This is a genomic window from Pseudomonas sp. zfem002 (assembly GCF_032621685.1).
Classification (GTDB): Bacteria; Pseudomonadota; Gammaproteobacteria; order Pseudomonadales; family Pseudomonadaceae; genus Aquipseudomonas; species Aquipseudomonas japonica.
The window spans coordinates 208,759-233,588 of record NZ_JAVYJH010000005.1 but is presented as its reverse complement, the minus strand read 5'-3'; the positions used below and the strand labels follow the sequence as shown (position 1 = coordinate 233,588).

At 64.3% G+C, this 24,830-nt stretch carries 24 protein-coding genes, 4 tRNA genes and 1 pseudogene; 12 read left to right on the top strand and 17 right to left on the bottom strand.

Going from position 1 to position 24,830, the window contains the following annotated elements; genetic code table 11:
• Positions 1 to 204: 204 nt before the first annotated feature.
• The 4 genes from RTI28_RS09870 to RTI28_RS09855 all read right to left on the bottom strand — a co-directional run bounded on the left by RTI28_RS09870 (position 205) and on the right by RTI28_RS09855 (position 620).
• Positions 205 to 280: transfer RNA gene (locus RTI28_RS09870), tRNA-Gly, on the bottom strand.
• Between the two features lie 4 nt (positions 281 to 284).
• Positions 285 to 360 (bottom strand) — tRNA-Glu (locus RTI28_RS09865).
• A 106-nt stretch (positions 361 to 466) separates the two neighbouring features.
• Positions 467 to 542 (bottom strand) — tRNA-Gly (locus tag RTI28_RS09860).
• Positions 543 to 544: 2 nt separating this feature from the next.
• Positions 545 to 620 (bottom strand) — tRNA-Glu (locus RTI28_RS09855).
• A gap of 333 nt (positions 621 to 953) precedes the next feature.
• On the opposite strand from RTI28_RS09855, the gene RTI28_RS09850 reads away from it, so the two are divergent.
• On the top strand, positions 954 to 1,721 hold the full coding sequence (locus RTI28_RS09850) for a hypothetical protein (RefSeq protein ID WP_042122333.1): 768 nt from the start codon (positions 954 to 956) through the stop codon (positions 1,719 to 1,721).
• Between the two features lie 135 nt (positions 1,722 to 1,856).
• On the opposite strand, the gene RTI28_RS09845 is transcribed toward RTI28_RS09850, so the two are convergent.
• Positions 1,857 to 2,339, bottom strand: a complete 483-nt coding sequence (locus RTI28_RS09845; protein ID WP_316920269.1) for a GAF domain-containing protein — start codon at positions 2,337 to 2,339, stop codon at positions 1,857 to 1,859.
• Positions 2,336 to 3,226 (bottom strand): ATP-binding protein, encoded by an 891-nt coding sequence (locus RTI28_RS09840; RefSeq protein ID WP_316920268.1) that lies wholly within the window; start codon positions 3,224 to 3,226, stop codon positions 2,336 to 2,338. Before RTI28_RS09840 ends, RTI28_RS09845 begins: the two co-directional genes overlap by 4 nt.
• Before the next feature lie 124 nt (positions 3,227 to 3,350).
• Here RTI28_RS09840 and RTI28_RS09835 point away from each other — a divergent pair, with 124 nt between their 5' ends.
• Positions 3,351 to 5,669, top strand: a complete 2,319-nt coding sequence (locus RTI28_RS09835) for a response regulator (protein WP_316920280.1) — start codon at positions 3,351 to 3,353, stop codon at positions 5,667 to 5,669.
• Here the strand turns inward: RTI28_RS09835 and RTI28_RS09830 are convergent.
• Together RTI28_RS09830 and msrB are read right to left on the bottom strand one after the other, a co-directional pair.
• The gene (locus RTI28_RS09830) at positions 5,662 to 6,147 is read right to left on the bottom strand and encodes a glutathione peroxidase (RefSeq protein ID WP_316920267.1); all 486 of its coding nucleotides are present in this window, start codon (positions 6,145 to 6,147) and stop codon (positions 5,662 to 5,664) included. The two genes, RTI28_RS09835 and RTI28_RS09830, sit on opposite strands and share 8 nt — an antisense overlap.
• 32 nt (positions 6,148 to 6,179) lie before the next feature.
• On the bottom strand, positions 6,180 to 6,572 hold the full coding sequence (gene msrB, locus RTI28_RS09825; RefSeq protein WP_316920279.1) for a peptide-methionine (R)-S-oxide reductase MsrB: 393 nt from the start codon (positions 6,570 to 6,572) through the stop codon (positions 6,180 to 6,182).
• Positions 6,573 to 6,739: 167 nt separating this feature from the next.
• Between msrB and RTI28_RS09820 the strand changes: the two genes are divergently transcribed.
• Positions 6,740 to 7,951, top strand: coding sequence for a pyridoxal phosphate-dependent aminotransferase (locus tag RTI28_RS09820; RefSeq protein WP_316920266.1), 1,212 nt, complete (start codon positions 6,740 to 6,742; stop codon positions 7,949 to 7,951).
• Between the two features lie 213 nt (positions 7,952 to 8,164).
• The gene (gene htpX / locus RTI28_RS09815; RefSeq protein WP_316920265.1) at positions 8,165 to 9,052 is read left to right on the top strand and encodes a protease HtpX; all 888 of its coding nucleotides are present in this window, start codon (positions 8,165 to 8,167) and stop codon (positions 9,050 to 9,052) included.
• A 78-nt stretch (positions 9,053 to 9,130) separates the two neighbouring features.
• Here htpX and RTI28_RS09810 read toward each other — a convergent pair whose 3' ends face one another.
• The gene (locus tag RTI28_RS09810) at positions 9,131 to 9,784 is read right to left on the bottom strand and encodes a thiopurine S-methyltransferase (protein WP_316920264.1); all 654 of its coding nucleotides are present in this window, start codon (positions 9,782 to 9,784) and stop codon (positions 9,131 to 9,133) included.
• A 104-nt stretch (positions 9,785 to 9,888) separates the two neighbouring features.
• Between RTI28_RS09810 and RTI28_RS09805 the strand changes: the two genes are divergently transcribed.
• A complete protein-coding gene (locus tag RTI28_RS09805; protein WP_316920263.1) occupies positions 9,889 to 10,656 on the top strand; it encodes a class III extradiol ring-cleavage dioxygenase in 768 nt (255 codons plus the stop codon).
• A 65-nt stretch (positions 10,657 to 10,721) separates the two neighbouring features.
• Here RTI28_RS09805 and RTI28_RS09800 read toward each other — a convergent pair.
• Together RTI28_RS09800 and RTI28_RS09795 are read right to left on the bottom strand one after the other, a co-directional pair.
• Positions 10,722 to 12,423, bottom strand: a pseudogene (locus RTI28_RS09800) (DEAD/DEAH box helicase).
• Positions 12,424 to 12,746: 323 nt separating this feature from the next.
• On the bottom strand, positions 12,747 to 13,499 hold the full coding sequence (locus RTI28_RS09795) for a spermidine synthase (protein ID WP_316920262.1): 753 nt from the start codon (positions 13,497 to 13,499) through the stop codon (positions 12,747 to 12,749).
• A gap of 140 nt (positions 13,500 to 13,639) precedes the next feature.
• Between RTI28_RS09795 and RTI28_RS09790 the strand changes: the two genes are divergently transcribed.
• Complete coding sequence (locus RTI28_RS09790; RefSeq protein WP_316920261.1) at positions 13,640 to 14,986, top strand: class II 3-deoxy-7-phosphoheptulonate synthase; 1,347 nt, start codon at positions 13,640 to 13,642, stop codon at positions 14,984 to 14,986.
• On the opposite strand, the gene RTI28_RS09785 is transcribed toward RTI28_RS09790, so the two are convergent.
• Both RTI28_RS09785 and RTI28_RS09780 read right to left on the bottom strand, forming a co-directional pair.
• Complete coding sequence (locus tag RTI28_RS09785; RefSeq protein ID WP_316920260.1) at positions 14,967 to 16,205, bottom strand: winged helix-turn-helix domain-containing protein; 1,239 nt, start codon at positions 16,203 to 16,205, stop codon at positions 14,967 to 14,969. The genes RTI28_RS09790 and RTI28_RS09785 overlap by 20 nt on opposite strands.
• A 63-nt stretch (positions 16,206 to 16,268) precedes the next feature.
• Positions 16,269 to 17,018, bottom strand: a complete 750-nt coding sequence (locus tag RTI28_RS09780) for a sulfite exporter TauE/SafE family protein (RefSeq protein WP_316920259.1) — start codon at positions 17,016 to 17,018, stop codon at positions 16,269 to 16,271.
• A gap of 109 nt (positions 17,019 to 17,127) precedes the next feature.
• Between RTI28_RS09780 and RTI28_RS09775 the strand changes: the two genes are divergently transcribed.
• The 3 genes from RTI28_RS09775 (at position 17,128) to RTI28_RS09765 (ending at position 19,200) form a co-directional block, all read left to right on the top strand.
• On the top strand, positions 17,128 to 18,084 hold the full coding sequence (locus RTI28_RS09775) for a LysR family transcriptional regulator (protein WP_042122359.1): 957 nt from the start codon (positions 17,128 to 17,130) through the stop codon (positions 18,082 to 18,084).
• A gap of 53 nt (positions 18,085 to 18,137) precedes the next feature.
• Complete coding sequence (locus RTI28_RS09770; protein ID WP_316920258.1) at positions 18,138 to 18,599, top strand: MarR family transcriptional regulator; 462 nt, start codon at positions 18,138 to 18,140, stop codon at positions 18,597 to 18,599.
• A 181-nt stretch (positions 18,600 to 18,780) separates the two neighbouring features.
• The gene (locus RTI28_RS09765) at positions 18,781 to 19,200 is read left to right on the top strand and encodes an organic hydroperoxide resistance protein (RefSeq protein ID WP_316920257.1); all 420 of its coding nucleotides are present in this window, start codon (positions 18,781 to 18,783) and stop codon (positions 19,198 to 19,200) included.
• Positions 19,201 to 19,260: 60 nt separating this feature from the next.
• Here the strand turns inward: RTI28_RS09765 and efp are convergent, their stop codons facing one another.
• On the bottom strand, positions 19,261 to 19,830 hold the full coding sequence (efp, locus tag RTI28_RS09760; RefSeq protein WP_008092676.1) for an elongation factor P: 570 nt from the start codon (positions 19,828 to 19,830) through the stop codon (positions 19,261 to 19,263).
• 48 nt (positions 19,831 to 19,878) lie between these two features.
• Positions 19,879 to 20,997 carry an elongation factor P maturation arginine rhamnosyltransferase EarP gene (gene earP / locus RTI28_RS09755; protein ID WP_316920256.1) on the bottom strand — a complete coding sequence of 373 codons (1,119 nt, stop codon included), beginning with the start codon at positions 20,995 to 20,997 and terminating at the stop codon, positions 19,879 to 19,881.
• A gap of 124 nt (positions 20,998 to 21,121) precedes the next feature.
• Between earP and RTI28_RS09750 the strand changes: the two genes are divergently transcribed.
• Positions 21,122 to 21,550, top strand: coding sequence for a hypothetical protein (locus RTI28_RS09750; protein WP_316920255.1), 429 nt, complete (start codon positions 21,122 to 21,124; stop codon positions 21,548 to 21,550).
• Between the two features lies 1 nt (position 21,551).
• A complete protein-coding gene (locus RTI28_RS09745; protein ID WP_316920278.1) occupies positions 21,552 to 22,028 on the top strand; it encodes a GreA/GreB family elongation factor in 477 nt (158 codons plus the stop codon).
• Positions 22,029 to 22,130: 102 nt separating this feature from the next.
• On the opposite strand, the gene RTI28_RS09740 is transcribed toward RTI28_RS09745, so the two are convergent.
• Positions 22,131 to 23,057, bottom strand: coding sequence for a LysR family transcriptional regulator (locus tag RTI28_RS09740; RefSeq protein ID WP_316920254.1), 927 nt, complete (start codon positions 23,055 to 23,057; stop codon positions 22,131 to 22,133).
• A gap of 125 nt (positions 23,058 to 23,182) precedes the next feature.
• Between RTI28_RS09740 and RTI28_RS09735 the strand changes: the two genes are divergently transcribed.
• Positions 23,183 to 23,932 (top strand): 3-oxoacyl-ACP reductase family protein, encoded by a 750-nt coding sequence (locus RTI28_RS09735; RefSeq protein WP_316920253.1) that lies wholly within the window; start codon positions 23,183 to 23,185, stop codon positions 23,930 to 23,932.
• 4 nt (positions 23,933 to 23,936) lie between these two features.
• On the opposite strand, the gene RTI28_RS09730 is transcribed toward RTI28_RS09735, so the two are convergent.
• On the bottom strand, positions 23,937 to 24,815 hold the full coding sequence (locus tag RTI28_RS09730; protein ID WP_316920252.1) for a LysR family transcriptional regulator: 879 nt from the start codon (positions 24,813 to 24,815) through the stop codon (positions 23,937 to 23,939).
• Positions 24,816 to 24,830: the final 15 nt, after the last annotated feature.

Below are 24,830 nucleotides of genomic sequence, written 5' to 3'. Positions count from 1 at the left end.
GCCCGCGATACCCTTGCCTCCGGCTAACACTTCCCCTTGCCGGGTGTGTAGAGGACTTTCACCTCCAAGTCTCCTGCTTTGGCCACCACAGCCAAGCAGGTTGCGCTAACGCGCAACGCGCCATGCCTGGCGCACCAACGAAAAAAGGACCCGAAGGTCCTTTTATCTTGGCTACACGACCCGAAAATCCTGTAGCGCCATATTTGGAGCGGGAAACGAGACTCGAACTCGCGACCCCGACCTTGGCAAGGTCGTGCTCTACCAACTGAGCTATTCCCGCATATTGGCGTCCCCTAGGGGACTCGAACCCCTGTTACCGCCGTGAAAGGGCGGTGTCCTAGGCCACTAGACGAAGGGGACTCTGCCCAAAACGTGCTTCACACGTTTTAGTGACCAGTATCGAAACCTGAGGATTCAGCACTGGATTTTTTTACAAGCCCCGCCCTTAAGCGAAGCCTTTGTAAACTGGAGCGGGAAACGAGACTCGAACTCGCGACCCCGACCTTGGCAAGGTCGTGCTCTACCAACTGAGCTATTCCCGCATTGGCGTCCCCTAGGGGACTCGAACCCCTGTTACCGCCGTGAAAGGGCGGTGTCCTAGGCCACTAGACGAAGGGGACACGCTACAACTTTTCACTCCCTGCCGCGTTTCGCTGTGTGCTTTACGCTGCAAGTGGCGCGCATTCTATGGATGCTTTGAGGGGGCGTCAACCCCCAAATAGAAATTTATTTAAATCAATGACTTCGACCTGTTTTCCAATTCCCTGGCGATCACCCGCCCTCTTGTTTCGAAGCGCTCTGCCGACACAGGAAAAGCAGGCGAGAGAATTGTGCAACTGTGACTCAGGGCAAATTGCCATCAATCCCCTGCGAGCTTCTGCCAAACAGCCCTATCCGGGTAAATGGGAAGCCACTACACTCAATCGGTATACCTGACTGACGAGGCGTGAACGGTGACACCACTAATGATTACCCTGCTTATAGTGGCGGGTATCGCCTTACTGATCGTGATCGGCTACCTCAACAATGTGGTCGAGAACAGCAAGCTGGAGCGCGCACGGCTGAAAGTCGAGCTGGCCGATCGCTTGCGGCGTGTGGGCGAGATCACCGAAACCTTCCCCGGCCAGCTGATGACCCCGGCCCTCAAGCTGCTGCTGACCCGCCTCGAACTCAACCTCAATCAACGCCAGCTGGCGCTGGACAAGAACAATGGCGATATCCGCGGACGCCTCGAAGAGCTGGAAACCCTGATCGCCCAGGGCGAGTCGCTGCCGGTGGGCAACCCGCCAAGCCCGATCCAGACCGAAGCCAAGGCCAAGGACGTGCGCTTTCTCCTGGAAGCCATGCACAGCCAGGTAGTTCGCGCCAGCCAGGAAGGCTTCCTGGCCACCAACGAAGCCAAGTACTGGGTCAAGGAAATCCGCCATATCCTCGTGGTGCTGCATATCGAGTTCTTCAACAACCTGGGCCAGGCCGCCCTGCAGCAGAACCAGCCCGGACATGCCCGCCTCGCCTTCGAACGCGGCGTGCAATACCTGCGCAAGCAACCGGAGCCGGGGCAGTACCGCGAACAGCTGGAATACATGGAGAAACTGCTCGCGCGTGCCAATGCCATGGTGCTGGACACCATCGAGCCGACCGCGAACGACGTCAACGCCCTGACCGAGGGCCTGAAGACCGACGAAGAAGAGAACTGGAAGAAAAAGGTCATCTACGACTGACGTCTCTCAAGACCGGGGCCGCTTTGCGGCCCTTCGCGAGCGAGCTCGCTCCCACAGGACCCAACAAACCTTGTGGGAGCGAGCTCGCTCGCGAAGGGCTGCAAAGCAGCCCCAAATTGTTCCGACTCAGAACGATCAGCAGTCGGTCGCCTGCAGGAAGATCCCCGCCAGCCGCTCCAGCCCCAGCTGATCATCGACGCCGAAGCGCGCCAGCTTCGGACTGTCCAGATCGAGCACGCCAATCAGCCGTCCGTCCTTGAGCAGAGGAATCACCAGTTCGCTGTTCGAGGCGCTGTCGCAGGCGATATGCCCGGGAAACGCATGCACGTCCTCGACCCGCTGGGTCTGCAGACTGGCCGCCGCCGCCCCGCACACACCACGCCCGAACGGGATGCGTACACAGGCCACCTGGCCCTGGAACGGCCCCAGCAGCAACTCGCCATCCCGGTTGAGATAGAAGCCCGCCCAGTTCAGGTCGTCGACCTGGTTGTAGAGAAACGCGGAAAACTGCGCGGCATTGGCGATGAAATCACGCTCGCCGGAAAGCAGGGCTTCCAGTTGCGCCGCCAGCAGGTCGTAGCCACCAAGGCCGGTGCCCGCCGCATTCAGATCGATCATGTAGGTTGCTCCAACAGTTTGAGTCCGACCCAGTACCGGGCGAACTGATAGGCACAGCGGCCATTACGGTTGCCACGGCCGGTTGCCCAGCGAATCGCGGCCTTGTCCAGTTCGTCGTCGCGCTCCCAGACCAGGCCCGGGCCCTTGGCCAGCTGGCCGATCCAGTGCTCGACGACGTTGAGGAAATGCTCCTGGGTGAACGGGTAGAACGACAACCACAGGCCGAAGCGGTCGGACAGCGCGATCTTGTCCTCCACCGCCTCGCTGGGATGCAGTTCGCCGTCGACCATCTTCCAGTTCTCGTTGTCGCTCTGCTTCTCCGGCACCAGGTGGCGACGGTTCGACGTGGCGTACAGCAGCACGTTGTCCGGAGCCTGCTCGAGGGAGCCGTCGAGCACGCTCTTCAGCACCCGGTAGTCGCCCTCCCCGGCCTCGAACGAGAGATCGTCACAGAACAGCACGAAGCGTTGCGGCAAAGCGTGCAATTGTTCCACCACGCGCGGCAGGTCGGCCAGGTGATCACGCTCGATTTCGATCAGGCGCAGGCCCGCGGCGGCGTGCTCGGCCAGCAGCGCACGCACCAGCGAAGACTTTCCGGTGCCCCGCGAGCCCCACAGCAGGGCGTGGTTGGCCGGCATGCCGTCGAGGAACTGGCGGGTGTTGCGGCCCAGTTGTTCGCGTTGCTTGTCGACACCGATCAGGTCGGACAGACGAATGTCCAGGCTCACTTCCAGCGGCTGCAGGAAACCACTGCGGCCATCACGCTGCCAGCGCGCCGCCAGGCTGCGGTTCCAGTCGATATCCGGACGCAGCGCCGGCAACAGGGGTTCGAGTCGCGCCAGCACGCCTTCGGCGCGCTCGAGAAAAGCATTCAAACGAGAGTCCACGGGGAATTCCTCTGTCAGATCCAGGCAATAAGGAGCGAACTGAATGTGTGACAGTACATGCCAGCAGCCGGGGTTGATCGGCTATGCTTGCGCAGCGCATGGAATGTGGAACTGGCTCGGGACCATGGATATCAAGTTCACCAATCGCCTGTCGTACAAGCAAGCCCGGCTGACCGTCCTTGTCGGCTTCATCCTGGGAACATTGCTCAGTCTCATCCAGATAGGGATCGATTATGCCAGCGAAGATGCTTCCATCAACCGCGAGATGCAGGCATTGCTGGACATCAGCCACAACACGGCGTCACGCATCGCCTACAACATCGACTCGGAACTGGCCCAGGAACTGACCCTGGGCCTGCTGCAATCGCCGGCCATCATTCGCGCCCGGCTGATCGACAACAACGACACGGTGCTCGCCGACATGCAGCGGCCACGCCAGGAGAGCGCCTACCGGGTCCTCAGCGATTTCCTGTTCGGCAACAACCGCGAGTTCCGCAACCGCCTGTTTCTCAGCCATATGCCCGAGGAGAACCTCGGCACCCTGTACCTGGATGTCGACACCTTTGCCTTCGGCAGCCGCTTCCTCAAGCGCGCCGAGGTGACCCTGCTCAACGGCTTCGTGCGCAGCCTGGTGCTGACCGGCATTCTCCTGGCGCTGTTCTACATGATGCTGACCAAGCCGCTGGTGCGGGTGATCGCTGCCCTGAGCCACAGCGACCCGCGCAACGCCAACCAGGGCAAGCTGCCGTTCCCGGTCGGCCACGAACATGACGAGATCGGCGTGCTGGTGAAGGTCGCCAACCAGCAGTTCGTCACCATGGCCACCGAGATCCAGCAACGGCGCACCGCGGAAAACCGCCTGACCGACTACCTCAACCAGCTGGAAAACATCGTCTCGGCGCGGACCAACGAACTCAAGTCCAGCAACGATCGCCTCAGCCAGTCCAACCAGGAACTGGAAGAGGCGCGCCGCCGCGCCCTCGACATGGCCCAGGCCCGCGCTGCGTTTCTCGCCAACATGAGCCACGAGATCCGCACCCCCCTCAATGGCCTGCTGGGCATGATCGCCCTGTCCCTGGACAGTCCGCTGAACGCCGAACAGCGCCAGCAACTGTCGATCGCCCACGACTCGGGCAAGGTCCTGGTGGAGCTGCTCAACGATATTCTCGACCTGTCCAAGTTCGATGCCGGCCAGCTCGAACTGGAACGCATCCCCTTCGACCTCGGGACTCTGGTGGAAGACACCGCCAACCTGCTGTCGCAGAACACCGCGCCGAATGTCGAGCTGACCTGCCTGATCGATCCGAAATTCCCCGCCCTGGTCCTCGGCGACCCGACCCGGGTCCGGCAGATCGTCAGCAACCTGCTGTCCAACGCGCTCAAGTTCACCCGCTTCGGTCGCGTCGACGTGCGCCTGAGCGCCCAGAATGGCGGGGTACGCATCGATGTCTGCGACACCGGCATCGGCATCGCCCCGGAGGCGCAGACACGCATCTTCCAGCCCTTCACCCAGGCCGGCGCCGGCATCACCCGGCAGTACGGCGGCACCGGATTGGGCCTGACCCTGACCAACAACCTCTGCGAGGCCATGAACGGGCGCCTGAGCATCAGTTCCGAGACCGGCTTCGGCAGCCAGTTCAGCGCCGAACTGCCGTTGCCCAGCCACACCGCCGCGGTCATGCCGGAGCCGCTGCGCGGCCATGTGGTCGCCATCAGCAACGCCAAGAGCGGTCTGGCGGAACTGCTGCAGAGCCTGCTGCCGCGCTGGGGGCTGGACTATCGACGTCTCGACGGCCTGGAAGGGCTGGCCGGCAACCCGCCGGACCTGGTGATCACCGATGACCTGGATTGCCTGCTGGCGCTACGCCCCGAGATCAAGGCGCCGATCCTGCTGATCACCGCCTACGGCAACTTTCTCCCCGGAGAACAGGCGGCCAGCCTCGCGCCCTTGCAGCAACAGGCCCGCCCACTGGCCCGCGGAGCGCTGTACCAGGCGCTGCGCCGGGTGCTCGCGCGGGTCGACGACGGCACACCGGCGGAACAGGCGGACAGCGCTGCCAGCGCGCGGCGGGCACGCATCCTGCTGGTCGAGGACAACCCGGTCAATCAACTGGTGGCCAAGGGCATGCTGGGCAAGCTCGGCTGCGAAGTCAGCGTGGCGACCCACGGCGCCGAGGCGCTGGAACAGCTGGAGGACGCCCGCTTCGACCTGGTGCTGATGGACTGCAACATGCCGGTGATGGATGGCTACGAGGCCAGTCGCAGGATTCGCCAGAGCGGGCGCTGGCCGAGCCTGCCGATCGTCGCCCTGACCGCCAACGCCATGCCGGAGGAACGCGAACGCTGCCGCGCCGCCGGCATGAACGACTACCTGGCCAAGCCGTTCCGCCGCGAAGAGCTGCTGGCGCTGATCGACCACTGGGTGCCGCCGGCCATCACCTGAGCAGCGCCTCGATGCTCGCGCTCAGGGCCTCCGGCTTGGTGGTGGGGGCGTAGCGACTGACGCTGCCGGTCTGCGGATCGACCAGGAACTTGGTGAAATTCCACTTGATGCCCTGGGAGCCGAGCAGGCCGGGAGCGCGTTTTTTCAGTTCGACGAACAAGGGATGGGCCGCCGGCCCGTTGACGTCGATCTTGCGAAACAGCGGGAAACTGACACCGAAATTCAGCTCGCAGAAGTGCGAAATCTCCGCCTCGTCACCCGGTTCCTGCTTGCCGAACTGGTTGCAGGGGAAGCCGAGAATCACCAGGCCCTGGTCGCGATAACGCTGCCACAGCGCCTCCAACCCCTTGTACTGCGGGGTGAAACCGCACTGGCTGGCGGTGTTGACGATCAGCACGGCCTTGGCCGGAAAGTCCGCCAGGGTCTTCTGTTCGCCCTTGATGGTGGTGCAGGGAATCTCCAGCAATGGTCCAGCCATGGATTGCGCTCCTTGTCGATCGAATGCGCGGCTCAGCGCGGTTTCAGGTCCAGACAGACCGAATTGATGCAGTAACGCAGGCCGGTTGGCGGCGGCCCGTCGGGAAAGACATGGCCCAGGTGCGCGTCGCAGCGGGCACAGGTGACTTCGGTACGGATCATGCCGTGGGAGGTGTCGCGGATCTCGATCATCGCGCTGTCCTCGATCGGCTCGTAGAAGCTCGGCCAGCCGCAGCCGGAGTCGAACTTGGCAGCGGAATCGAACAGCGGCGCGTCGCAGCAGATGCAGTGATAGACGCCATCGGTTTTGGTCGAGTTGTACTTTCCGCTGAACGGCCGCTCGGTGCCCTTCAGGCGGCAGACCTGATATTGCGCGGGATCGAGCATCTCACGCCATTCTTCAAGGGTTTTCTCAATCTTTTCCATCGGCAGGCCTCGGCAAATCAAAAAGCCCGTGCTGCTGCTTTTCGTCGGCACGGGCGAGACGTATTATTGCGCCTCAATTCAGACATCAGTCTGGCACCCGCGTTACCCGTATTTCAAACCTTTTCACGGCGCGCTACGCGGCGATCTTTTCTTATCGGGATCACATCATGCAGGTCAGCAAATCGAACAAGCTCGCCAATGTCTGCTACGACATTCGCGGCCCGGTGCTCAAGCACGCCAAGCGCCTGGAAGAGGAAGGCCACCGCGTCCTCAAGCTGAACATCGGCAACCCGGCGCCCTTTGGTTTCGAAGCACCGGAGGAAATTCTCCAGGACGTGATCCGCAACCTGCCGACCGCCCAGGGCTACAGCGACTCCAAGGGCCTGTTCAGCGCGCGCAAGGCGGTAATGCAGTACTGCCAGCAGAAACAGATCGAAGGTGTCGGCATCGAGGACATCTACCTGGGCAACGGTGTATCCGAACTGATCGTCATGTCGATGCAGGCCCTGCTCAACAACAGCGACGAAGTGCTGATCCCGGCACCCGACTACCCGCTGTGGACCGCCGCGGTGAGCCTGGCCGGCGGCAAGGCCGTGCACTACCTGTGCGACGAGCAGGCCGACTGGTTCCCCGACCTGGAAGACATCAAGGCCAAGATCACCCCGAACACCAAGGCCATGGTGATCATCAACCCGAACAACCCGACCGGCTCGGTGTACTCCCGCGAAGTGCTGCTGGGCATGCTGGAAATCGCCCGCCAGCACAACCTGGTGGTGTTCTCCGACGAGATCTACGACAAGATCCTCTACGACGGCGCCATCCACGTCAGCAGCGCCTCGCTGGCCCCGGACCTGCTCTGCCTGACCTTCAACGGCCTGTCCAAGTCCTACCGGGTGGCCGGTTTCCGCTCCGGCTGGCTGATCATCTCCGGTCCCAAGCAGCACGCCCAGAGCTATATCGAAGGCCTCGATATCCTGGCCAACATGCGCCTGTGCGCCAACGTGCCATCGCAGCATGCGATCCAGACCGCCCTGGGCGGCTACCAGAGCATCAACGACCTGGTGCTGCCGCCGGGTCGCCTGCTGGAACAGCGCAACCGTACCTGGGAACTGCTCAATGACATTCCCGGCGTCAGTTGCGTCAAGCCGATGGGTGCGCTGTATGCCTTCCCGAAGATCGATCCGAAGGTCTGCCCGATCTACAACGACGAGAAGTTCGTCCTCGACCTGCTGCTCTCGGAAAAACTGCTGATCGTCCAGGGCACTGCGTTCAACTGGCCATCGCCGGACCACTTCCGCGTGGTCACGCTGCCGCGGGTCGACGACCTCGAGCAGGCCATCGGACGCATCGGAAATTTCCTGAAGACCTACCGGCAGTAGCCTACAGTCATACCTGTGTCTGAAAAGTCGCAGGTATCGACGTCACCCCTTTCCTACTTTCCTACCCGCGGCTCTGAACCGCGGGTTGGATTGGTGTGCCTGCCTGTCAGATCAATACACAGTTTGAAATAGTCGGCCAGTTGAATCACCAAGGCGAGCACCTTATATACCCGCATACGCTACATATCTATCCGTCAGGAGAACGTAACAACCATGATGCGCATTTTGCTGTTTGTGGCCACCAACCTTGCGGTCGTGCTGGTTGCCAGCATCACCCTGAGCCTGTTCGGCTTCAACGGGTTCATGGCGGCAAACGGGGTTGACCTCAAGCTCGATTCGTTGCTGGTGTACTGTGCCGTCTTCGGCTTCGCCGGCTCGCTGATTTCGCTGTTCATCTCCAAGTGGATGGCGAAGATGAGCACCGGCACCCAGATCATCAGCCAGCCGCGCACCCGTCACGAACAATGGCTGCTGCAGACCGTCGAAGAGCTGTCCCGCGAAGCCGGCATCAAGATGCCGGAAGTGGGTATCTTCCCGGCCTACGAGGCCAACGCCTTCGCCACTGGCTGGAACCGCAACGACGCGCTGGTCGCGGTGAGCCAGGGCCTGCTGGAACGCTTTTCCCCCGATGAAGTACGGGCCGTGCTGGCTCACGAGATCGGTCACGTCGCCAACGGCGACATGGTCACCCTGGCGTTGGTCCAGGGCGTGGTGAACACCTTCGTGATGTTCTTCGCGCGGATCATCGGCAACTTCGTCGACAAGGTGATCTTCAAGAACGAGGAAGGCCAGGGTATCGCCTACTACGTCGCGACCATCGTCGCCGAGCTGATCCTGGGCATTCTCGCCAGCATCATCGTCATGTGGTTCTCGCGCAAACGCGAGTACCGCGCCGACGACGCCGGCGCCCGCCTGGCCGGTACCGGTGCGATGATCAGCGCGCTGCAACGCCTGCGTTCGGAACAGGGCGTACCGGTACATATGCCGAGCACGCTGAACGCCTTCGGCATCAACGGCGGTCTCAAGCAGGGCCTGGCAGGCCTACTGATGAGCCACCCGCCGCTGGAAGAACGCATCGAAGCGCTGCGCCGTCGCGGCTAAGCTGTACCGCCCATGAAAAAGCCCGCTTCGGCGGGCTTTTTCATGCTTGAGAATCCGTGTCGCACTTTCGCTTGTCGTTCAGCCCCGCAGGGTGTAGGCCCGCTCCACCAGACTCTCGACGCCGGCCTGCACGAACTTCCAGCTCTCGTCGAGGATGTCCTGCTGCGCTTCCTCGCTCACCTGCCAGCGCTGCCCGAACAGCGCCCGCACCTCGTCATCCGCCACCGAGAACGGCGGACCATCCAGTTGCGCCTGGTCATAGTCCATGGTCACCAGCACGCCCCGGCAACCTTGTGGCAGCAAGGCATTCAACTGCGCGGCATAGCGCTGGCGCATCGGCGGCGGCAGCGCGATCAGTGCGGCGCGGTCGTACAGCCCCACGCAATCGGCCAGGTCCTCGGCGCGCAACTGGAAGAAGTCACCACACCAGATGTCCACGCCCTCGCTGCGATAACAGGTGAACACACCCTGCTGGTAGCGCTCCGGCTGCAATTGCTGCTCGGCGAAGAAGTCCTCCACCGCCCGCTGCGACAACTCCACACCCAGCACCCGCAGGCCCTGCCCCGCCAGCCAGGCCAGGTCCAGGCTCTTGCCGCACAGCGGCACCAGCACCCGACTGCCGGGCTCGATGCGCAACGTCGGCCAGTACCTTGCCAGGTACGGGTTGACCTGATTCTGGTGGAAACCGATCTGGTTGCACTCCCAGCGCTTGAGCCAAAAATCCGCCTGCATGCCAACCTCGAAAATTTCGATCAAATACTGCGAAAACTTATATTGGAATTAGATCAATGATCTGCCTGAAGATGGTGGCCATCATAACCTTCAGGACTTCCAAGATGCTCCCCAGCCTGTTCATTTCCCATGGATCACCGATGCTGGCCCTGGAACCGGGCGCAAGCGGTCCGGCCCTGGCCCGCCTGGCGGCCAGCCTGCCGCGGCCGAAGGCGATCGTCGTGGTTTCGGCGCACTGGGAAAGCCATGACCTGTGGGTGGCCAGCGCACCACGCCCGGCCACCTGGCACGACTTCGGCGGCTTCCCCCCGGCGCTGTTCGCCGTGCAGTACCCGGCGCCCGGTGAACCGGCGCTGGCCGAGCGGGTGGCCAGCCTGCTCGAGGATGCCGGAATGCGCGCCGGCCTGGACCCGAAACGACCCTTCGACCACGGTGCCTGGGTGCCGCTGTCGCTGATGTATCCACAGGCCGATATCCCGGTGGTGCAGGTCTCCCTGCCGAGCCTGCCTGGCCCGGCGTTCCAGGAGCGGGTGGGGCGTGCGCTGGCGCCGCTGCGCGGGGAAGACATCCTGTTGATCGGCTCGGGCAGCATCACCCACAACCTCGGTGAGCTGGACTGGCGCGCCACGGGCGATGACGCCGCACCCTGGGCCCTGGCCTTCCGTGACTGGGTGGTGGAAAAGCTCGCCGCCAACGATAGCACCGCACTGCTCGACTATCGCCGCCAGGCACCGTTCGCGGTGCGCAACCATCCGAGTGATGAGCACTTGCTGCCGCTGTATTTCGCCCGAGGGGCGGGGGAGCGATTCGGGATCGAGCACCAGGGGTTTACCCTGGGGGCTTTGGGAATGGATATCTACCGCTTCGATTGAGGGTGTTACCCGAACAGGCAAAAAAAATCCCCGAACCAGTCGGGGATTTTTTCATCGCTCGCGGATCAATCTTCGCGGTAGCGGCGCAGCTTCAGCTGCTTGCCGGCAACGCGGGTGTCCTTGAGCTTGGCCAGCAGACGGTCCAGACCTTCTTCCGGCAGCTCGACCAGGCTGAAGCTGTCACGCACCTGGATGCGGCCGATCGCTTCGCGGGCCAGGCCGCCTTCGTTGAGGATGGCACCCAGCAGGTTCTTCGCCGCGATACCGTCACGCGCGCCCAGCGCGGTACGGCAACGGGCCCGGCCTTCGCCCAGCGGCATTGGCGCACGACGCTCGCGCTCGCCACCGCTACGCTCGGAACGCTCACCGGTACGCTCGCGTGGGGTGTAGGTCGGCACCAGCGGCTGCTCTTTCTCCACGGCTTCCAGGGTCAGGGCCTGACCGTTGGTGGCCTTGCGCAGCAGAGCCGCGGCCAGGGCGCGCGGGCTGCAACCGATGTCGGCAGTCAGGCGATCCAGCAGGTCGCCATGGCTCGCTTCGGCATCGGCAACCAGCGGCGCGAGGCTGTTGGTCAGCTTCTTGATGCGCGCATCGAGAACGGCCTGAGCGTTCGGCAGACGAACTTCGGCAACCTTCTGCCCGGTAACGCGCTCGATCACCTGCAGCATGCGGCGCTCGCGCGGGGTGACCAGCAGCAGCGCACGGCCTTCACGACCAGCACGGCCGGTACGACCGATACGGTGTACGTAGGACTCCGGATCGTACGGCATGTCGACGTTGAACACATGGGTGATGCGCGGTACGTCCAGACCACGGGCAGCGACGTCAGTGGCGACGACGATGTCCAGGCGACCGTCCTTGAGCGAGTCGATCACGCGCTCACGCTGGTTCTGGGCGATGTCGCCGTTCAGCGCGGCAGCCTTGTAGCCCTTGGCTTCCAGGGCGCTGGCCAGGTCCAGGGTGGCCTGCTTGGTACGCACGAAGGCGATCAGCGCGTCGAATTCCTCGACTTCCAGCAGACGCAGGACGGCGGAAACCTTCTGGTCGGCGTGGACCATCAGGTGGGCCTGCTCGATGGCGGTCACGGTCTGGGTCTTGCTCTGGATCTTGACGTGCTTCGGCTCGCGCAGGTGGCGCTCGGCGATGGCACGGATGGAAGCAGGCAGGGTGGCCGAGAACAGCACGGTCTGACGGCTTTCCGGCATGGCCTTGAAGATCACTTCCAGGTCATCCATGAAGCCCAGCTTGAGCATTTCGTCGGCTTCGTCGAGCACCAGGTGGTTGACGGTAGCCAGGACTTTCTCGTCGCGACGCAGGTGGTCGCAGAGACGGCCAGGGGTCGCGACGACGATCTGCGCGCCGTTGCGGATGGCTTTCAGTTGTGGGCCCATCGGGGCACCACCGTATACGGCCACCACGGTCACGCCAGGCATCTGCTTGGCGTAGGTTTCGAATGCGGTAGCTACTTGCAACGCCAACTCACGGGTTGGCGCCAGGATCAGGGCTTGCGGCTCGCGCTTGCTCGGGTCGATGCGGTGCAGGATAGGCAGGGCGAACGCGGCAGTCTTGCCGGTACCGGTCTGCGCCTGACCGATCATGTCATGACCGGCGAGAATGATCGGGATCGATTGTTGCTGAATGGCGGACGGCTCTTCGTAGCCGGTAGCCAGAACGGCAGCAACAATACTTGGATGAAGATCGAGAGCGGCGAAGCCGGCGGTTTCCTGGGTCATGGGTCTGCCTCTAAGTGCATCCGCAAAGACCCATGCTCCAAAGCTGCGCATGCCTTGTAAGACCCGAGGGTCACCCTGGCAGCTTTGTCGGCGGGGATTTGCGAAAACGATTGAAGATAAAAAAGAACGTCAAGGAGAGTCCGCGATGCGGACGCGCAGCCGAAGCTGGCTTCGGGAAATTGCACTACCTAAACGAGGTCCGTTGAAAGACCGGCGCGCATCATACCTGAATTCGCCATTCCCGTGAGAGCTTTTTTTCGGAAAACGACGACCGCAAGCCTTGGAACGACACGCTTCGTCGATCTCCAAGGCCCCTGTGGTGCCGAAAACCGGGGCTGAATGGCTGAAACGATTTACTCAGGATGCCGGACGAATCACCTCGATCAGCGAGTTCAGGGAGTAGCCCAGGCGCGGCGCCAGGGCCTCGGCACGGGCGCGCAGCCCGGTTTCGTCGAGGCTCTGGTCGAGGTCGGCGGGCACCAGCAGGATCACGTTGCCCTCCTTCACCGGCAGCTCCCAGTAGTGTCGGGAATACAGGCCGCGCAACAGCGCCGCGCCCAGCGGCCGGCCATCGTCGCCGGCCCACTGGTTGATCACCAGCCAGCCACCGGGATTGAGGCGCTTCTGGCAGTTTTCCAGAAAGCCCCAGGCCAGGTGGCCGACACCGGGACCGTGGTCGGTGTACAGGTCGACGAAGATCAGGTCGGCGGGCTCTGCCGTCGGCAGCAGCTCCAGGGCGTCGCCAACGCGGATGTACAGGCGCGGATCGTCGTCCAGGCCGAGGTACTCGATGGCCAGGCGCGGCACGTCCGGACGCAGCTCGATGGCCTCGACATCGTCCAGGGGCAGGAACTTCAGGCAGGCCTGGGTCAAAGTGCCGGCGCCGAGGCCGAGAAACAGCGCGCTTTCCGGCTGCTCGTGGCACAGCGCGCCGACCAGCATGGCGCGGGTGTAGTCGTACTCCAGCCAGCTGGGATCGGCCGTGAACACGCAGCTCTGCTCGATCGCCTCGCCGAATTCGAGAAAGCGGTAGTCCTCGACCTCGTACACGCTGATGGTGCCGAACTGGTCGTGCACCTGCGCCAGCAGCCGCTCTTCCCGCTCTGTCATGCTGTCTCCCGGCAACCCTGTCTGCCCAAGCAAAAGCCGGCATTGTCCGTCAATGCGCGCAGTGCAACAAGGCGTGTGGCTGGTGATAGCATGGCGGGCATGCATTTCGCCTTTAGCCGATGACCAAAACAGAGCCTGTGATGAGCCAACCCTGGAGTCCCGATAGCTGGCGCGCCCTGCCGATCCAGCAACAACCCGTCTACCCCGACGCCGCGCACCTGCTGAAGGTCGAACAGACCCTGGCCAGTTATCCACCGCTGGTCTTCGCCGGGGAGGCCCGCGAGCTGCGCCGGCAATTCGCCGAAGTGACCCAGGGCCGCGCGTTCCTCCTGCAGGGCGGTGATTGCGCGGAAAGCTTCGCCGAGTTCTCCGCGGCGAAGATTCGCGACACCTTCAAAGTCCTGCTGCAGATGGCGATCGTCATGACCTTCGCCGCCGGCTGCCCGGTGGTGAAAGTCGGGCGCATGGCCGGGCAATTCGCCAAACCGCGCTCGGCCAATGACGAAACCATCGACGGCGTGACCCTGCCGGCCTACCGCGGCGATATCGTCAACGGCATCGGTTTCGACCCGCAGAGCCGCGTGCCGGACCCGGAACGCCTGCTGCAGTCCTACCACCAGGCCACCGCCACCCTCAACCTGCTGCGGGCGTTCGCCCAGGGCGGTTTCGCCGACCTGCACCAGGTGCACAAGTGGAACCTGGACTTCATCGCCAACTCGGCCCTGGCCGAGAAATACAGCCAGCTGGCCGATCGCATCGACGAAACCCTGGCGTTCATGCGCGCCTGTGGCCTCGACACCGCACCGCAACTGCGCGAGACCAGCTTCTTCACCGCCCACGAAGCGCTGCTGCTCAACTACGAAGAGGCGTTCGTGCGCAAGGACAGCCTGACGGGCGACTACTACGACTGCTCGGCGCACATGCTGTGGATCGGCGATCGCACGCGCCAGCTCGATGGCGCCCATGTCGAATTCCTGCGCGGGGTGAACAACCCGATCGGGGTCAAGGTCGGCCCGAGCATGAACACGGATGAGTTGATCCGCCTGATCGACATCCTCAACCCGTCCAACGACCCGGGCCGTCTCAACCTGATCGTGCGCATGGGCGCGGAGAAGGTCGGCGCGCACCTGCCCAACCTGATCCGCAGCGTCGAGCGCGAAGGTCGCCAGGTGCTGTGGAGCTCGGACCCGATGCACGGCAACACGATCAAGGCCAGCAGCGGCTACAAGACCCGCGACTTCGCGCAGATCCTCAGCGAGGTGAAGCAGTTCTTCCAGGTCCACCAGGCCGAAGGCACCCACGCCGGCGGCATCCACATCGAGATGACCGGGCAAAACGTCACCGAATGCATCGGCGGCGCCCGGCCGATCACCGAGGACGCCCTGTCCGACCGCTACCACACCCACTGCGACCCGCGGATGAACGCCGATCAGTCGCTGGAGCTGGCCTTCCTCATCGCCGAAACCCTCAAGCAGGTTCGCCGCTGATTGCCAGCCGGGCCAGCGCCTCGCGCAAGCGCGGGGTGCCGGCCCGTCGGCAATTGACCTGTACCGCCTGCAGCCCCAGCCACCCGGCCAGTCGCCCCAGACTGGCGGCCAGGGCCTGAATCCCCGCCTCGTCCAGCCCCGGCTCTTCCTCATGCAAGGCATGCACCGCCAGGCATTGCCGCGCGCGCTCGGCACGCAGGTCGACCCGTGCGGCGATCCGCCCATGGTGCAGGAACGGCAGAACGTAGTAGCCGTAGACGCGCTTGTGCGCGGGCGTGTAGATCTCCAGGCGATAGCGGAAATCGAACAGGCGCTCGGTGCGCTCACGCTCCCAGACCAGCGAGTCGAAGGGCGACAGCAGTGCGCTGGCGATGGCCTTGCGCGGAATCCGCGGCGCCGCCAGGCAATAGGCGGGCACAGCCCAGCCCTGAACCTCGCAGCGCTGCAGCAAGCCCTCCTCCAGCAGCTCGGCGACACGGGCGCGGCTGTCCGCCGGGGTCAGGCGGAAGTAGTCGCGCAGATCCCTCTCGGTGGCGACCCCCAGGGCCGTTGCCGCATGCAGCACCAGCGCGCGCTGGGCATCGGCTTCAGCGGGCTCCGGCTGGGCCAGCAGGGCTGACGGCAGCACACGTTGCGGCAGATCGTAGAGCCGCTCGAAACCACGGCGCCCGGCCACCGCCACCTCGCCCGCGGCGAACAGCCATTCCAGCGCATGCTTTTCCGCGCTCCAGTCCCACCAGGGGCCGGCGCGCTCCTGGCGGGTCGACAGGCTGCCAGCGCCCAGCGCGCCCTGCTCGGTCACCGCGGCCAAGACCCGGGCGATGGTGGCCTGCTGCTCGCGGCCGAAGTCCGCCAGCTGTCGATAGATGCCCTGCCCCTGGCGCGCCCGGCGCATGCGCCAGCTCAGCAATGGATACAACTCCAGCGGCAGCAGCGAGGCTTCATGTCCCCAGTACTCGAAGAGCTTGCGCTGACGACCGCGGCCCCAGGCCAACTGGTCGAGCAGTTCAGGCGCGTAATGACCAAGACGGGAAAACAGCGGCAGGTAATGGGAGCGCACCAGGGCGTTGACCGAATCGATCTGCACCACGCCAAGCCGGCGCAGCATTCGCGCCAGTTGCGGGGTGCCGACGCTGCCCTCGCCAGCGAGCGCGGCAAAGCCCTGGGCAGCCAGGGCCAGGCGACGCGCCTGGGCCGGTGAAAACGATTGAGTGGTCATGGCGAACTCCCTGCACGCAAGACCCACTACAGTAGCCCCGCCGACGCGGGGCCGCGACTGCTTTCAAACCTTGAACGCCAGCATCAGCGCACAGACCACCAGGAACGCGCAGAACAGCGAGCGCAATGCCTTTTCCGGCATGGCATGGGCCAGCTTCACGCCCCAGCTGATACTGAGCAGGCCACCCACGGCCAGGGGAATGCCCATCATCCAGTCGACGTGCTGGTGCGCGGCGTAGGTCAGCAGGGTCACCGAGGTACTCGGCAACGCCAGCGCCAGCGACAGCCCCTGGGCCACCACCTGGGTGGTACCGAACACGCTGGTCAGCACCGGCGTGGCAACCACCGCGCCACCGACACCGAACAGCCCGCCCATGACCCCGGCGAAGCTGCCCAGCACGCCCAGCCACGGCCAGGGATGCCGCAGTTCGCTGGACGGCGGCGTACTGCGCAGGAACATGCGCAGCAGGTTCCACGCCGCCAGAGCGACCAGGAACGCGACGAAGCCGATACGCATGCTGCGCGCATCCAGCCCCACCGCCCAGATCGAGCCGAGCCAGGCGAAGACGAAACTGGCCCCCGCCAGCGGTACCGCATAGCGCAGCTCGATCCGGTTGCGCTGGTGATAACGCCACAGCGCCAGCATCACGTTCGGCACCACCATCACCAGCGCGGTGCCCTGGGCCAGTTGCTGGTCCAGGCCGAACAACACGCCGAGCGCCGGAATCGCGATCAGGCCACCACCGATGCCGAACAAGCCCCCTACCGTGCCCAGGGCTGCGCCCAAGGCGATATACATCAACCACTCGATCATGCCGGCCTCGTCAATCAAATCATTGGCGGCATGCTACCGAGGCCGGGCTAGCGGGGAAACGCACAGCAACGCACAATGGCTTTGCCCATTTCGCATAAGCGAGCCCCTGATGAATCCCGATGCCCTGACCGAACAGCTCGGCCTGTTTCTCGATGTGCTGGAGACTGCCAGTTTTTCCGCCGCCTCCCGGCGCCACCCGCTGACGCCCTCGGCGGTGGCGCGGCGTATCGACAGCCTGGAAAGCGCTGTGGGCAGCCGGCTGTTCGTGCGCAGCACCCACGCGGTGCGCCCTACCCCGGCGGGTATCGCCTTCGCCGAACGGGCCCGGCGTATCGTCGAGGAACTGCGCCTGGCCCGTGCCGAAGCGGTGTCCCTGAGCAATGCGCCGGAGGGCCTGATCCGCATGGATGCGCCCGCGGCGTTCGGGCGTCGGCACCTGGCCCCGGCCATCGCCGACTTCCTTGTCGCCTACCCCGGCCTCGACGTGCAACTGCGCCTGATCGACAGCTTCGTCGACCTGCACGGTGCGCACCTTGGCGAGGTGGACCTGGTCTTGCGCGCCGGCCCGCTGGCCGATACCCGGCTGGTGGCGACGCCGCTGGCCTACATGGTGCGCATCGCCTGCGCCAGCCCGGCCTACCTGCGCCAGCGCGGTGTCCCGACCAGCCCCGCGCAACTGCCGGAACACGACGGCCTGGACTGGGACGGCCTCGCCCCACCGTTCGCCTGGCGCTTCGACATGGATGGGCAGATGCGGGTGTGGCGCCCTTCCCGCATGCGCATGACGGCCAACAATGCCGAGACCCTGCTGTTCGGCGCCCTGGCCGGCCTCGGCATCGCCCACCTGCCGACCTGGCTGATCAGCGAATACCTGCTGCGCGGTGAACTGCTACCGCTGTTCTGCGACAACGGCCTGCCACCCACGGAGTCCACGGGCATCTATGCACTGCGCCTGGAACATGAAACGAACTCTCGGAGTCGTTTGCTGCTCGAATTCCTCAAGAGCCGGTTCAGTCCGGTGCCGCCCTGGGACCTGGCACTGCAGAGCGAACTGAGCTGGCGATAGCGCTAAATACTTGCGTGCTAAAATTCAAAGATCCAACCAAGAAAAGGATTGGCATGAACGCTGACACCGAAGCTCCCGACCGCTGCGACGAGTTGCTGCTCGACAACCAGGTGTGCTTTGCCCTGCATTCCACCTCGCTGTTGATGACCAAGGTCTACAAACCGCTGCTGCAAGCGCTGGGCCTGACTTATCCACAGTACCTGGCGATGCTCGTGCTGTGGGAACAGGACGCGCTGACCGTCGGCGAGATCAGCCAGCGCCTGCTCACCGATCCGGGCTCGCTCACGCCGCTGCTCAAGCGCCTGGAGGCCGAAGGACTGCTCAAGCGCACCCGCAGCCGCGAGGACGAGCGGGTGGTGATCGTCGAGCTCACCGATGCCGGCCGCCAGTTGCAGCAGAAAGCGCGCACAGTGCCCCACTGCATTCTCGGCGCCAGCGGGCAGTCGGTTGAGCGCCTGCAGCAACTGCAAGCGCAATTGCTGGAGCTGCGCGAGCAATTGCAGAAAAGCCTGTAACCGCTCTGCCACGGGGTTTGAGGCACGACAGCCAGCCCCGTCGCAGTACCGTTTGGCGGACAGCTCGAAAATTTATCTTGCGCACTAAATAATTGAACGCTAATTTTATCCCCGTACCCAGACAGCGCCACCGGCGCACAACGTTCACCAGACAACGTTCACAAGGTTCGAGGAACTCCCCATGAAAACGCTCTACACCGCAACCGTAACCTCCACTGGTGGCCGCGATGGCCGTGCCGTTTCCAGCGACGGCATCCTCGACGTGAAACTGGCCACGCCGAAGGAACTCGGCGGCGCCGGTGGTGCGGCGACCAACCCCGAGCAACTGTTCGCCGCCGGCTACTCGGCCTGCTTCATCGGCGCCCTGAAGTTCGTCGCCGGCCAGGGCAAGCGCCAACTGCCCGCCGAGACCTCGATCACCGCCGAAGTCGGGATCGGCCAGATCGAAGGCGGCTTCGGCCTGGACATCGACCTGCGCATCAGCCTGCCGGGTCTCGAGCAGGGCGACGCCCAGGCGCTGGTAGACGCGGCGCACAATGTCTGCCCGTACTCCAACGCCACCCGCGGCAACGTCGACGTGCGCCTGCACGTCAGCGTCTGAGTTTTCCACAGGCACAAAAAAACCCGGCCAAGGCCGGGTTTTTCGTGGACGCCAGGAAGATTACTTCTTGGAGCGGCCCTTGAAGCTGTTGTCGCGAGTGTCGATGTCGATCCACTCGTCGATCTGGATGAAGTCGGCAACCTGGATCTCGGTACCGTTCTTCAGCTTGGCAGGCTTCATGACCTTGCCGGAGGTGTCGCCACGGGCAGCGTTCTCGGTGTAGACGACCTGACGGCTGATGGTGGTCGGCAGTTCCACGGAGACCAGGCGGCCTTCGAAGAAGACGGCTTCGCAGATGTCTTCCATGCCTTCTTCGATGTACGGCAGAACGGCGTCGATGTCTTCGGCGTTCAGTTCGTACATGGTGTAGTCGGAAGTGTCCATGAAGGTGTACGAGTCACCGCTGATGAACGACAGGGTCGCTTCTTTGCGATCCAGGATCACGTCGTCCAGCTTGTCGTCCGCACCGTAGACGGTTTCGGTCTTGTAGCCGGTCAGCAGGTTCTTCAGCTTGGTCTTCATGATCGCGCTGTTACGGCCCGATTTGGTGAACTCAGCTTTCTGAACCAGCCACGGGTCGTTGTCGATCCGCAGTACGGTACCGGGTTTCAGCTCTTTACCAGTTTTCATTACGAAGTATCCGAATCTGGATGGATTTATAAAAATCGAGGCCGCGTATCATATCCAATTTCGGTAAAACTGCACCAGCGCCGTGGCAAGGTCCGGCCGAGCGGCCTGTTCCGCGCACCACTGGCGCGCGTGAGCGGCCAGCTCATCCCAGTGCGGCAACAACTGTTTCCATGCCGCGCCCATGTCGCGATCCATGTTCCAGGCCCGCCACAGTTCCACCAGGGCCGCCGCGGTGACGGGCGACAGGCCCTGGGTGTAACGGTCGAGAAAGGCTTCGAGCTTTTCCCAGTGGGCATACTCCTCCTGCACATAGATGTGCCAGAGCAGCGGCTTGCCCGCCCACTGCGCGCGCACGAAGGAATCCTCGCCGCGCACCGCGTTGAAATCGCAGCTCCACAGCAGCCGGTCGTAGTCGTCCTGGCGCACGAACGGCAGGATCTGCACGGTCAGCGCGCCCCGGCGATGCACTGCACCGACGCCCATCCCCTCCTCGCCCAGCCAGGCCTGTACATCGCCGAGAATGCGCCCTTCCGGCACCAGCAGGTGACTGGGCCGGGCATCCTCGGCCAGGGCATCGAGCCAGCTGGCCAGCCCGGAATTCTCGTAGGCGAACAGCGACAGCAGGCGGCTGCCGGGCTGTAACTCCACGCCCAGGGTGCGCAGGAAGGCATCGCGGTCGAAGGCATCGCGCTGCGCCAGCAGCCCGCTTTCACGCAGCAGACCGCCCGTGCCCGGGGTGAAGCCCGGGAAGAAAAACACCTTGCGCAAGCCATTGGCCTGGGGCGACGGCAGGCCGTGGCAGCCTTCGACCCAGTCCTCGGCGCTGAGGTATTCGAGGTTCAGCCACAGGGCCGGCGCCGGGCGCCGGGTCATGGCCTCGATGTACTGCGCGGGAATCTGGCAACCGAAGGCACCGATCACCACATCGGCCACCGCCACCGGCGTCCAGTCGCCCCCCCAGTGCCTGACCTCGACGCCCGCCTGCAGCTGGTGCGGCGCCTGCGCATCGGCCTCCGGGCAGATCCGCGCGAACGCCTGCAGTTCGTCGACCCACAGGCGCACCGCCAGGTCGTGCTCGGCCACCAGTTGCCGGGCCAGCCGCCAGGTCACCCCGATATCGCCGTAGTTGTCGACCACGCGGCAGAAGATATCCCAGGTCGGTTTCATAACAGGCACCTCTTGCGCCGCAGACAAATGTTCGCCAATTGTCCGGATTATCGCGTGCCGACAAAAGTGCTGCCTGCGATCGCTCGTGCGACAATCCCGGCCCTGTCCTGACCAGGAGGTCGCCATGTCCTACCGAGCCCGTCGTCGCGAACTGAAGGTTTCCCCGAAAATGCTGCCGCTGATCGTCGCTGTCGCCCTGGGCCTGTGGCTCGGCTTCGTCGCCATCGGCCTGACCCTCTGGGGCGCCTGGCAACTGCTGCCCTCGCTGCACGAGCCGGTGACCGCGGCGCTCAACCAGCCGCTCGCCCCGCCCCCCGCGCAGCAGCCGCCAGCAGCACGGCAACCGGGCGCGGCGCAGCAGTCGCCGGAGCAGAACCGCATGTTCGAGCAGTACCAGCAGGCACTGCAGACCCGGCAGATCGAGGATGCGCAAAACCGCGCCGAGGAAAACCCGCGCAACCTGTCCAACCCCAAGTGCCAGTTCTGGCTGCAACAGAACCGCACCGCCCCGACCGAGAAGAGCCGGGCCAATGTCCTTGAGTTCTGCCACTGAGATGAACAAGACCGAACTGCTGCAAGCCATCATCGAACGCCTGGGCGTCGACCTGGACATCCTTCAGCGCGCCGCGCAGACCGCCTACGAGACGGCGACCGCGGAGGAGAACATCGCCGAGAACAAGTACGACACCCTCAGCCTGGAAGCGTCCTACCTGGCGACCGGCCAGGCCCGGCGCATGGAGGAGATTCGTCAGGCGCGGGCGGCTTACCTGCAGCTCAGCCTGCGGGATTTCGACCCGGGGCTGGGGATCCAGGTGAGCAATCTGGTGTTGCTGGAGGATGAGGCGGGGAATCGGCAGCGGGTGTTCATCGGCCCGGAAGCCGCCGGGCTGAAGATTGGCGAGGGGACGGGACTGGTGACAGTGATCACTCCGCGTTCGCCACTGGGGCAGCAGTTGCTGGGCAAGGCCGAGGGGGATGAGGTGGACCTGGGTGGGGGGCGGCAGGTGCTTGAGGTGATATCCATCGAATGAGTGGTTGTGCCTCCGGGCCTCATCGCGGGCAACGCCCGCTCCTACAAGGTCCGTGGCGCACGTGGTCTCTGTGGGATCAGGCCCTGAAGAGCCCCCCGGCAGTCAGGCCAGAGCATCGAATTGCCTGTCCAGCCCCTGCTCCCTGAACTGCTCCAGCACGAAATCGACGAACGCCCGGGTCTTCCCCGGCAGCAGCTTGTGCTGTGCGTAGTACAGCGAAATGTTCCCGTCCTCCACATACCAGTCCGGCAACACCCGCAGCAGACTGCCCTTGCGCAGATACGGCACGGCGAACGGCATGCTCACCAGCGCCACGCCCAGCCCCTGCTCCGCCGCCGCGCAGGCGGCCTCGGAATCGGTCATGGTCATGCGCTGGCGCAGGTTCAGCGGGCTCTGCTCACCGGCGCGACTGGTCAGTGGCCAGGAGCGCACACGTCCGGTCTGCGGGGATCGGATCAGGATCCCGTCCGCCTCGGCCAGATCCTCCGGCTGGCGCAGCGGCCCGCAGCCGTCCAGGTACTGCGCGGACGCCACCAGAATCCGGTGCGCCGGCGTCAGCTTGCGCGCCACCACCCCGGGCGGCAGGTCGAAACCACCGCCAATGGCCGCATCGAAACCCTGGGCAATCAGATCGACCTGACGGTTATCGAAGTGCCAATCCGGCGTGATCGCCGGAAAACGCCGCAGGAACTCGCCCAGCAGGGGCAGGATGTACAACCGCCCGAACACCGTGCCCATGCTGACCTTCAACGTGCCCGCCGGCTGGCCCTCGATGCTGGCGATATTGGCCACGGCATGCTGGATCGTCTGGAAGCTGTCACGCACTTCGCCGAGAAAGCACTGCCCCGCCTCGGTCAGGGTCAGGCTGCGGGTACTGCGCTGGAACAGGCGCACGCCGAGGCGCGCTTCCAGGCCGGCGACATTCTTGCCCACCGCCGCCGGGGTCAGGCTCAGGCGCCGGGCGGCCTCGGCGAAGCTGCCCACTTCGGCGCTGCGCAGAAAGCACTCTATGCTGCTGAAGGTTTCCATCAGGAGATTCCAAACCAGGGGTTTATTCAGACTATAGCGATTAGTGGATTATCAGTAGTCAATCTCCCCCCGATACTGGGCCCATCCACAAGGCACCCAGCCTTGTCTTTTCAGGAGCACCCGCAATGTCGATTCAACAGAACCTCAGCGGCAAAGTGGCACTGGTCCAGGGCGGCTCGCGCGGTATCGGCGCGGCCATCGTCAAACGCCTGGCCGAACAGGGCGCCGCCGTCGCCTTCACCTACGTCAGCTCGCAAGCCGGCGCCGAGCAGTTGCAGAACGAAATTCGCCAGGACGGCGGCAAGGCCCTGGCGCTGAAGGCTGACAGCGCCGACGCCGCGGCGGTGCAACAGGCCGTCGAGCTGACCGTCGAACACTTCGGCGGCCTCGATATCCTGGTGAACAACGCCGGTGTGCTGGCGATCGGCGATATCGCCGAGTTCAGCCTGGAGGACTTCGACCGCACGGTGGCGGTCAACGTGCGCAGCGTGTTCGTCGCGACCCAGGCCGCCGTGCGGCATATGGGCCAGGGTGGCCGCATCATCAATATCGGCAGTACCAATGCCGAACGCATGCCCTTCGCCGGCGGCGCCACCTACGCCATGAGCAAATCGGCGCTGGTCGGCCTGACCCGTGGCCTGGCCCGCGACCTCGGCCCGCGCGGGATCACCATCAACAACGTGCAGCCCGGCCCGGTGGACACCGACATGAACCCGGCCCATGGCGAATTCGCCGACAGCCTGATCGGCTTGATGGCGGTAGGTCGCTACGGACATGTCGAGGAAATCGCCAGTTTCGTCGCCTACCTGGCCGGTCCCGAAGCCGCCTATATCACCGGTGCCAGCCTGACCATCGACGGTGGCTTCGCCGCCTGATGGCCTAGCGCGCCGCCAGATGCCCTTCCAGCAACTGGATAAAGGCACTGGCGGCCGGGGTCGGTGTTTTCGACCAGATGGCGTACAGATGCCGCACCGGCGCATCGCTCACCGGCAGCACCGCGACCCGCTCGAAGCCGGTGGCGATCCGCTCCGCCACCAGGCCGAGGGCCAGACCGCGCTGAACGAACTTCTCGATCAGGCCAGTGGTGCCCACTTCGAATTGCACCCGGTGACGCAAGCCGGCGGCGGCGAACGCCTCGTCGGTCTGGCGCCGGGCCCCGGTGCCGGCCTGGAAGTCCACCAGCGGCTGGTCCTCCAGGTCCGCCAGGGCCAGGCGCTTGTGGATAACCAGCGGATGCTCCGGCGGCAGCACCGCCACCAGTTCCTCCTTGGCCAGCAGGCGCCATTCGACCCCGTCCAGCGACTCGCCCGGCCACACGCCGATGAACGCCACGTCCAGGCGACGCTCGCGGACATCGCCGATCATCACTTCGCTCTTGCCCATCAGCCAGCGGATATCCACACGCGGATACTGGTGATGAAAACCCGCCAGCAGGTCGACCAGGTCCAGCTCGGTGAGCGAACTGATCTCGCCGATGGACAGGCGCCCGCGCACCTCACCACAGGCCGCGGCCACTTCGTCGGCGATACGCCGCGCCGCCTCCAGCGCGGTGCGCGCGCTGGGCACGAAGGCCTCGCCCGCCGCGGTCAGGCGCACCCAGCGCGAACTGCGTTCGAACAACGCTACGCCAAGCTGCTCTTCAAGACGAGCGACCTGGTGGCTGAGCGCCGACTGCACCACATGGCAGCGCTCGGCGGCACGGGTGAAACTGCCGGTCTCGGCGACCGCCAGGGCGTATTCGATCTGTTTCAGGTTCATTCATTCATCTTCTTT

Excerpts from the sequence above, each read along its gene's own strand:
- RTI28_RS09770 (WP_316920258.1), top strand. The coding sequence starts at position 18,138 with ATGAACGCTGACACCGAAGCTCCCGACCGCTGCGACGAGTTGCTGCTC.
- RTI28_RS09805 (WP_316920263.1), top strand. The coding sequence starts at position 9,889 with ATGCTCCCCAGCCTGTTCATTTCCCATGGATCACCGATGCTGGCCCTG.
- RTI28_RS09775 (WP_042122359.1), top strand. The coding sequence starts at position 17,128 with ATGAATCCCGATGCCCTGACCGAACAGCTCGGCCTGTTTCTCGATGTG.
- RTI28_RS09830 (WP_316920267.1), bottom strand. The coding sequence starts at position 6,147 with ATGGCTGGACCATTGCTGGAGATTCCCTGCACCACCATCAAGGGCGAA.
- RTI28_RS09765 (WP_316920257.1), top strand. The coding sequence starts at position 18,781 with ATGAAAACGCTCTACACCGCAACCGTAACCTCCACTGGTGGCCGCGAT.
- RTI28_RS09785 (WP_316920260.1), bottom strand. The coding sequence starts at position 16,205 with ATGACCACTCAATCGTTTTCACCGGCCCAGGCGCGTCGCCTGGCCCTG.
- efp (WP_008092676.1), bottom strand. The coding sequence starts at position 19,830 with ATGAAAACTGGTAAAGAGCTGAAACCCGGTACCGTACTGCGGATCGAC.
- htpX (WP_316920265.1), top strand. The coding sequence starts at position 8,165 with ATGATGCGCATTTTGCTGTTTGTGGCCACCAACCTTGCGGTCGTGCTG.
- RTI28_RS09735 (WP_316920253.1), top strand. The coding sequence starts at position 23,183 with ATGTCGATTCAACAGAACCTCAGCGGCAAAGTGGCACTGGTCCAGGGC.
- earP (WP_316920256.1), bottom strand. The coding sequence starts at position 20,997 with ATGAAACCGACCTGGGATATCTTCTGCCGCGTGGTCGACAACTACGGC.
- RTI28_RS09740 (WP_316920254.1), bottom strand. The coding sequence starts at position 23,057 with ATGGAAACCTTCAGCAGCATAGAGTGCTTTCTGCGCAGCGCCGAAGTG.
- RTI28_RS09810 (WP_316920264.1), bottom strand. The coding sequence starts at position 9,784 with ATGCAGGCGGATTTTTGGCTCAAGCGCTGGGAGTGCAACCAGATCGGT.
- RTI28_RS09780 (WP_316920259.1), bottom strand. The coding sequence starts at position 17,018 with ATGATCGAGTGGTTGATGTATATCGCCTTGGGCGCAGCCCTGGGCACG.
- RTI28_RS09820 (WP_316920266.1), top strand. The coding sequence starts at position 6,740 with ATGCAGGTCAGCAAATCGAACAAGCTCGCCAATGTCTGCTACGACATT.
- msrB (WP_316920279.1), bottom strand. The coding sequence starts at position 6,572 with ATGGAAAAGATTGAGAAAACCCTTGAAGAATGGCGTGAGATGCTCGAT.
- RTI28_RS09745 (WP_316920278.1), top strand. The coding sequence starts at position 21,552 with ATGAACAAGACCGAACTGCTGCAAGCCATCATCGAACGCCTGGGCGTC.
- RTI28_RS09845 (WP_316920269.1), bottom strand. The coding sequence starts at position 2,339 with ATGATCGATCTGAATGCGGCGGGCACCGGCCTTGGTGGCTACGACCTG.
- RTI28_RS09750 (WP_316920255.1), top strand. The coding sequence starts at position 21,122 with ATGTCCTACCGAGCCCGTCGTCGCGAACTGAAGGTTTCCCCGAAAATG.
- RTI28_RS09730 (WP_316920252.1), bottom strand. The coding sequence starts at position 24,815 with ATGAACCTGAAACAGATCGAATACGCCCTGGCGGTCGCCGAGACCGGC.
- RTI28_RS09835 (WP_316920280.1), top strand. The coding sequence starts at position 3,351 with ATGGATATCAAGTTCACCAATCGCCTGTCGTACAAGCAAGCCCGGCTG.
- RTI28_RS09795 (WP_316920262.1), bottom strand. The coding sequence starts at position 13,499 with ATGACAGAGCGGGAAGAGCGGCTGCTGGCGCAGGTGCACGACCAGTTC.
- RTI28_RS09790 (WP_316920261.1), top strand. The coding sequence starts at position 13,640 with ATGAGCCAACCCTGGAGTCCCGATAGCTGGCGCGCCCTGCCGATCCAG.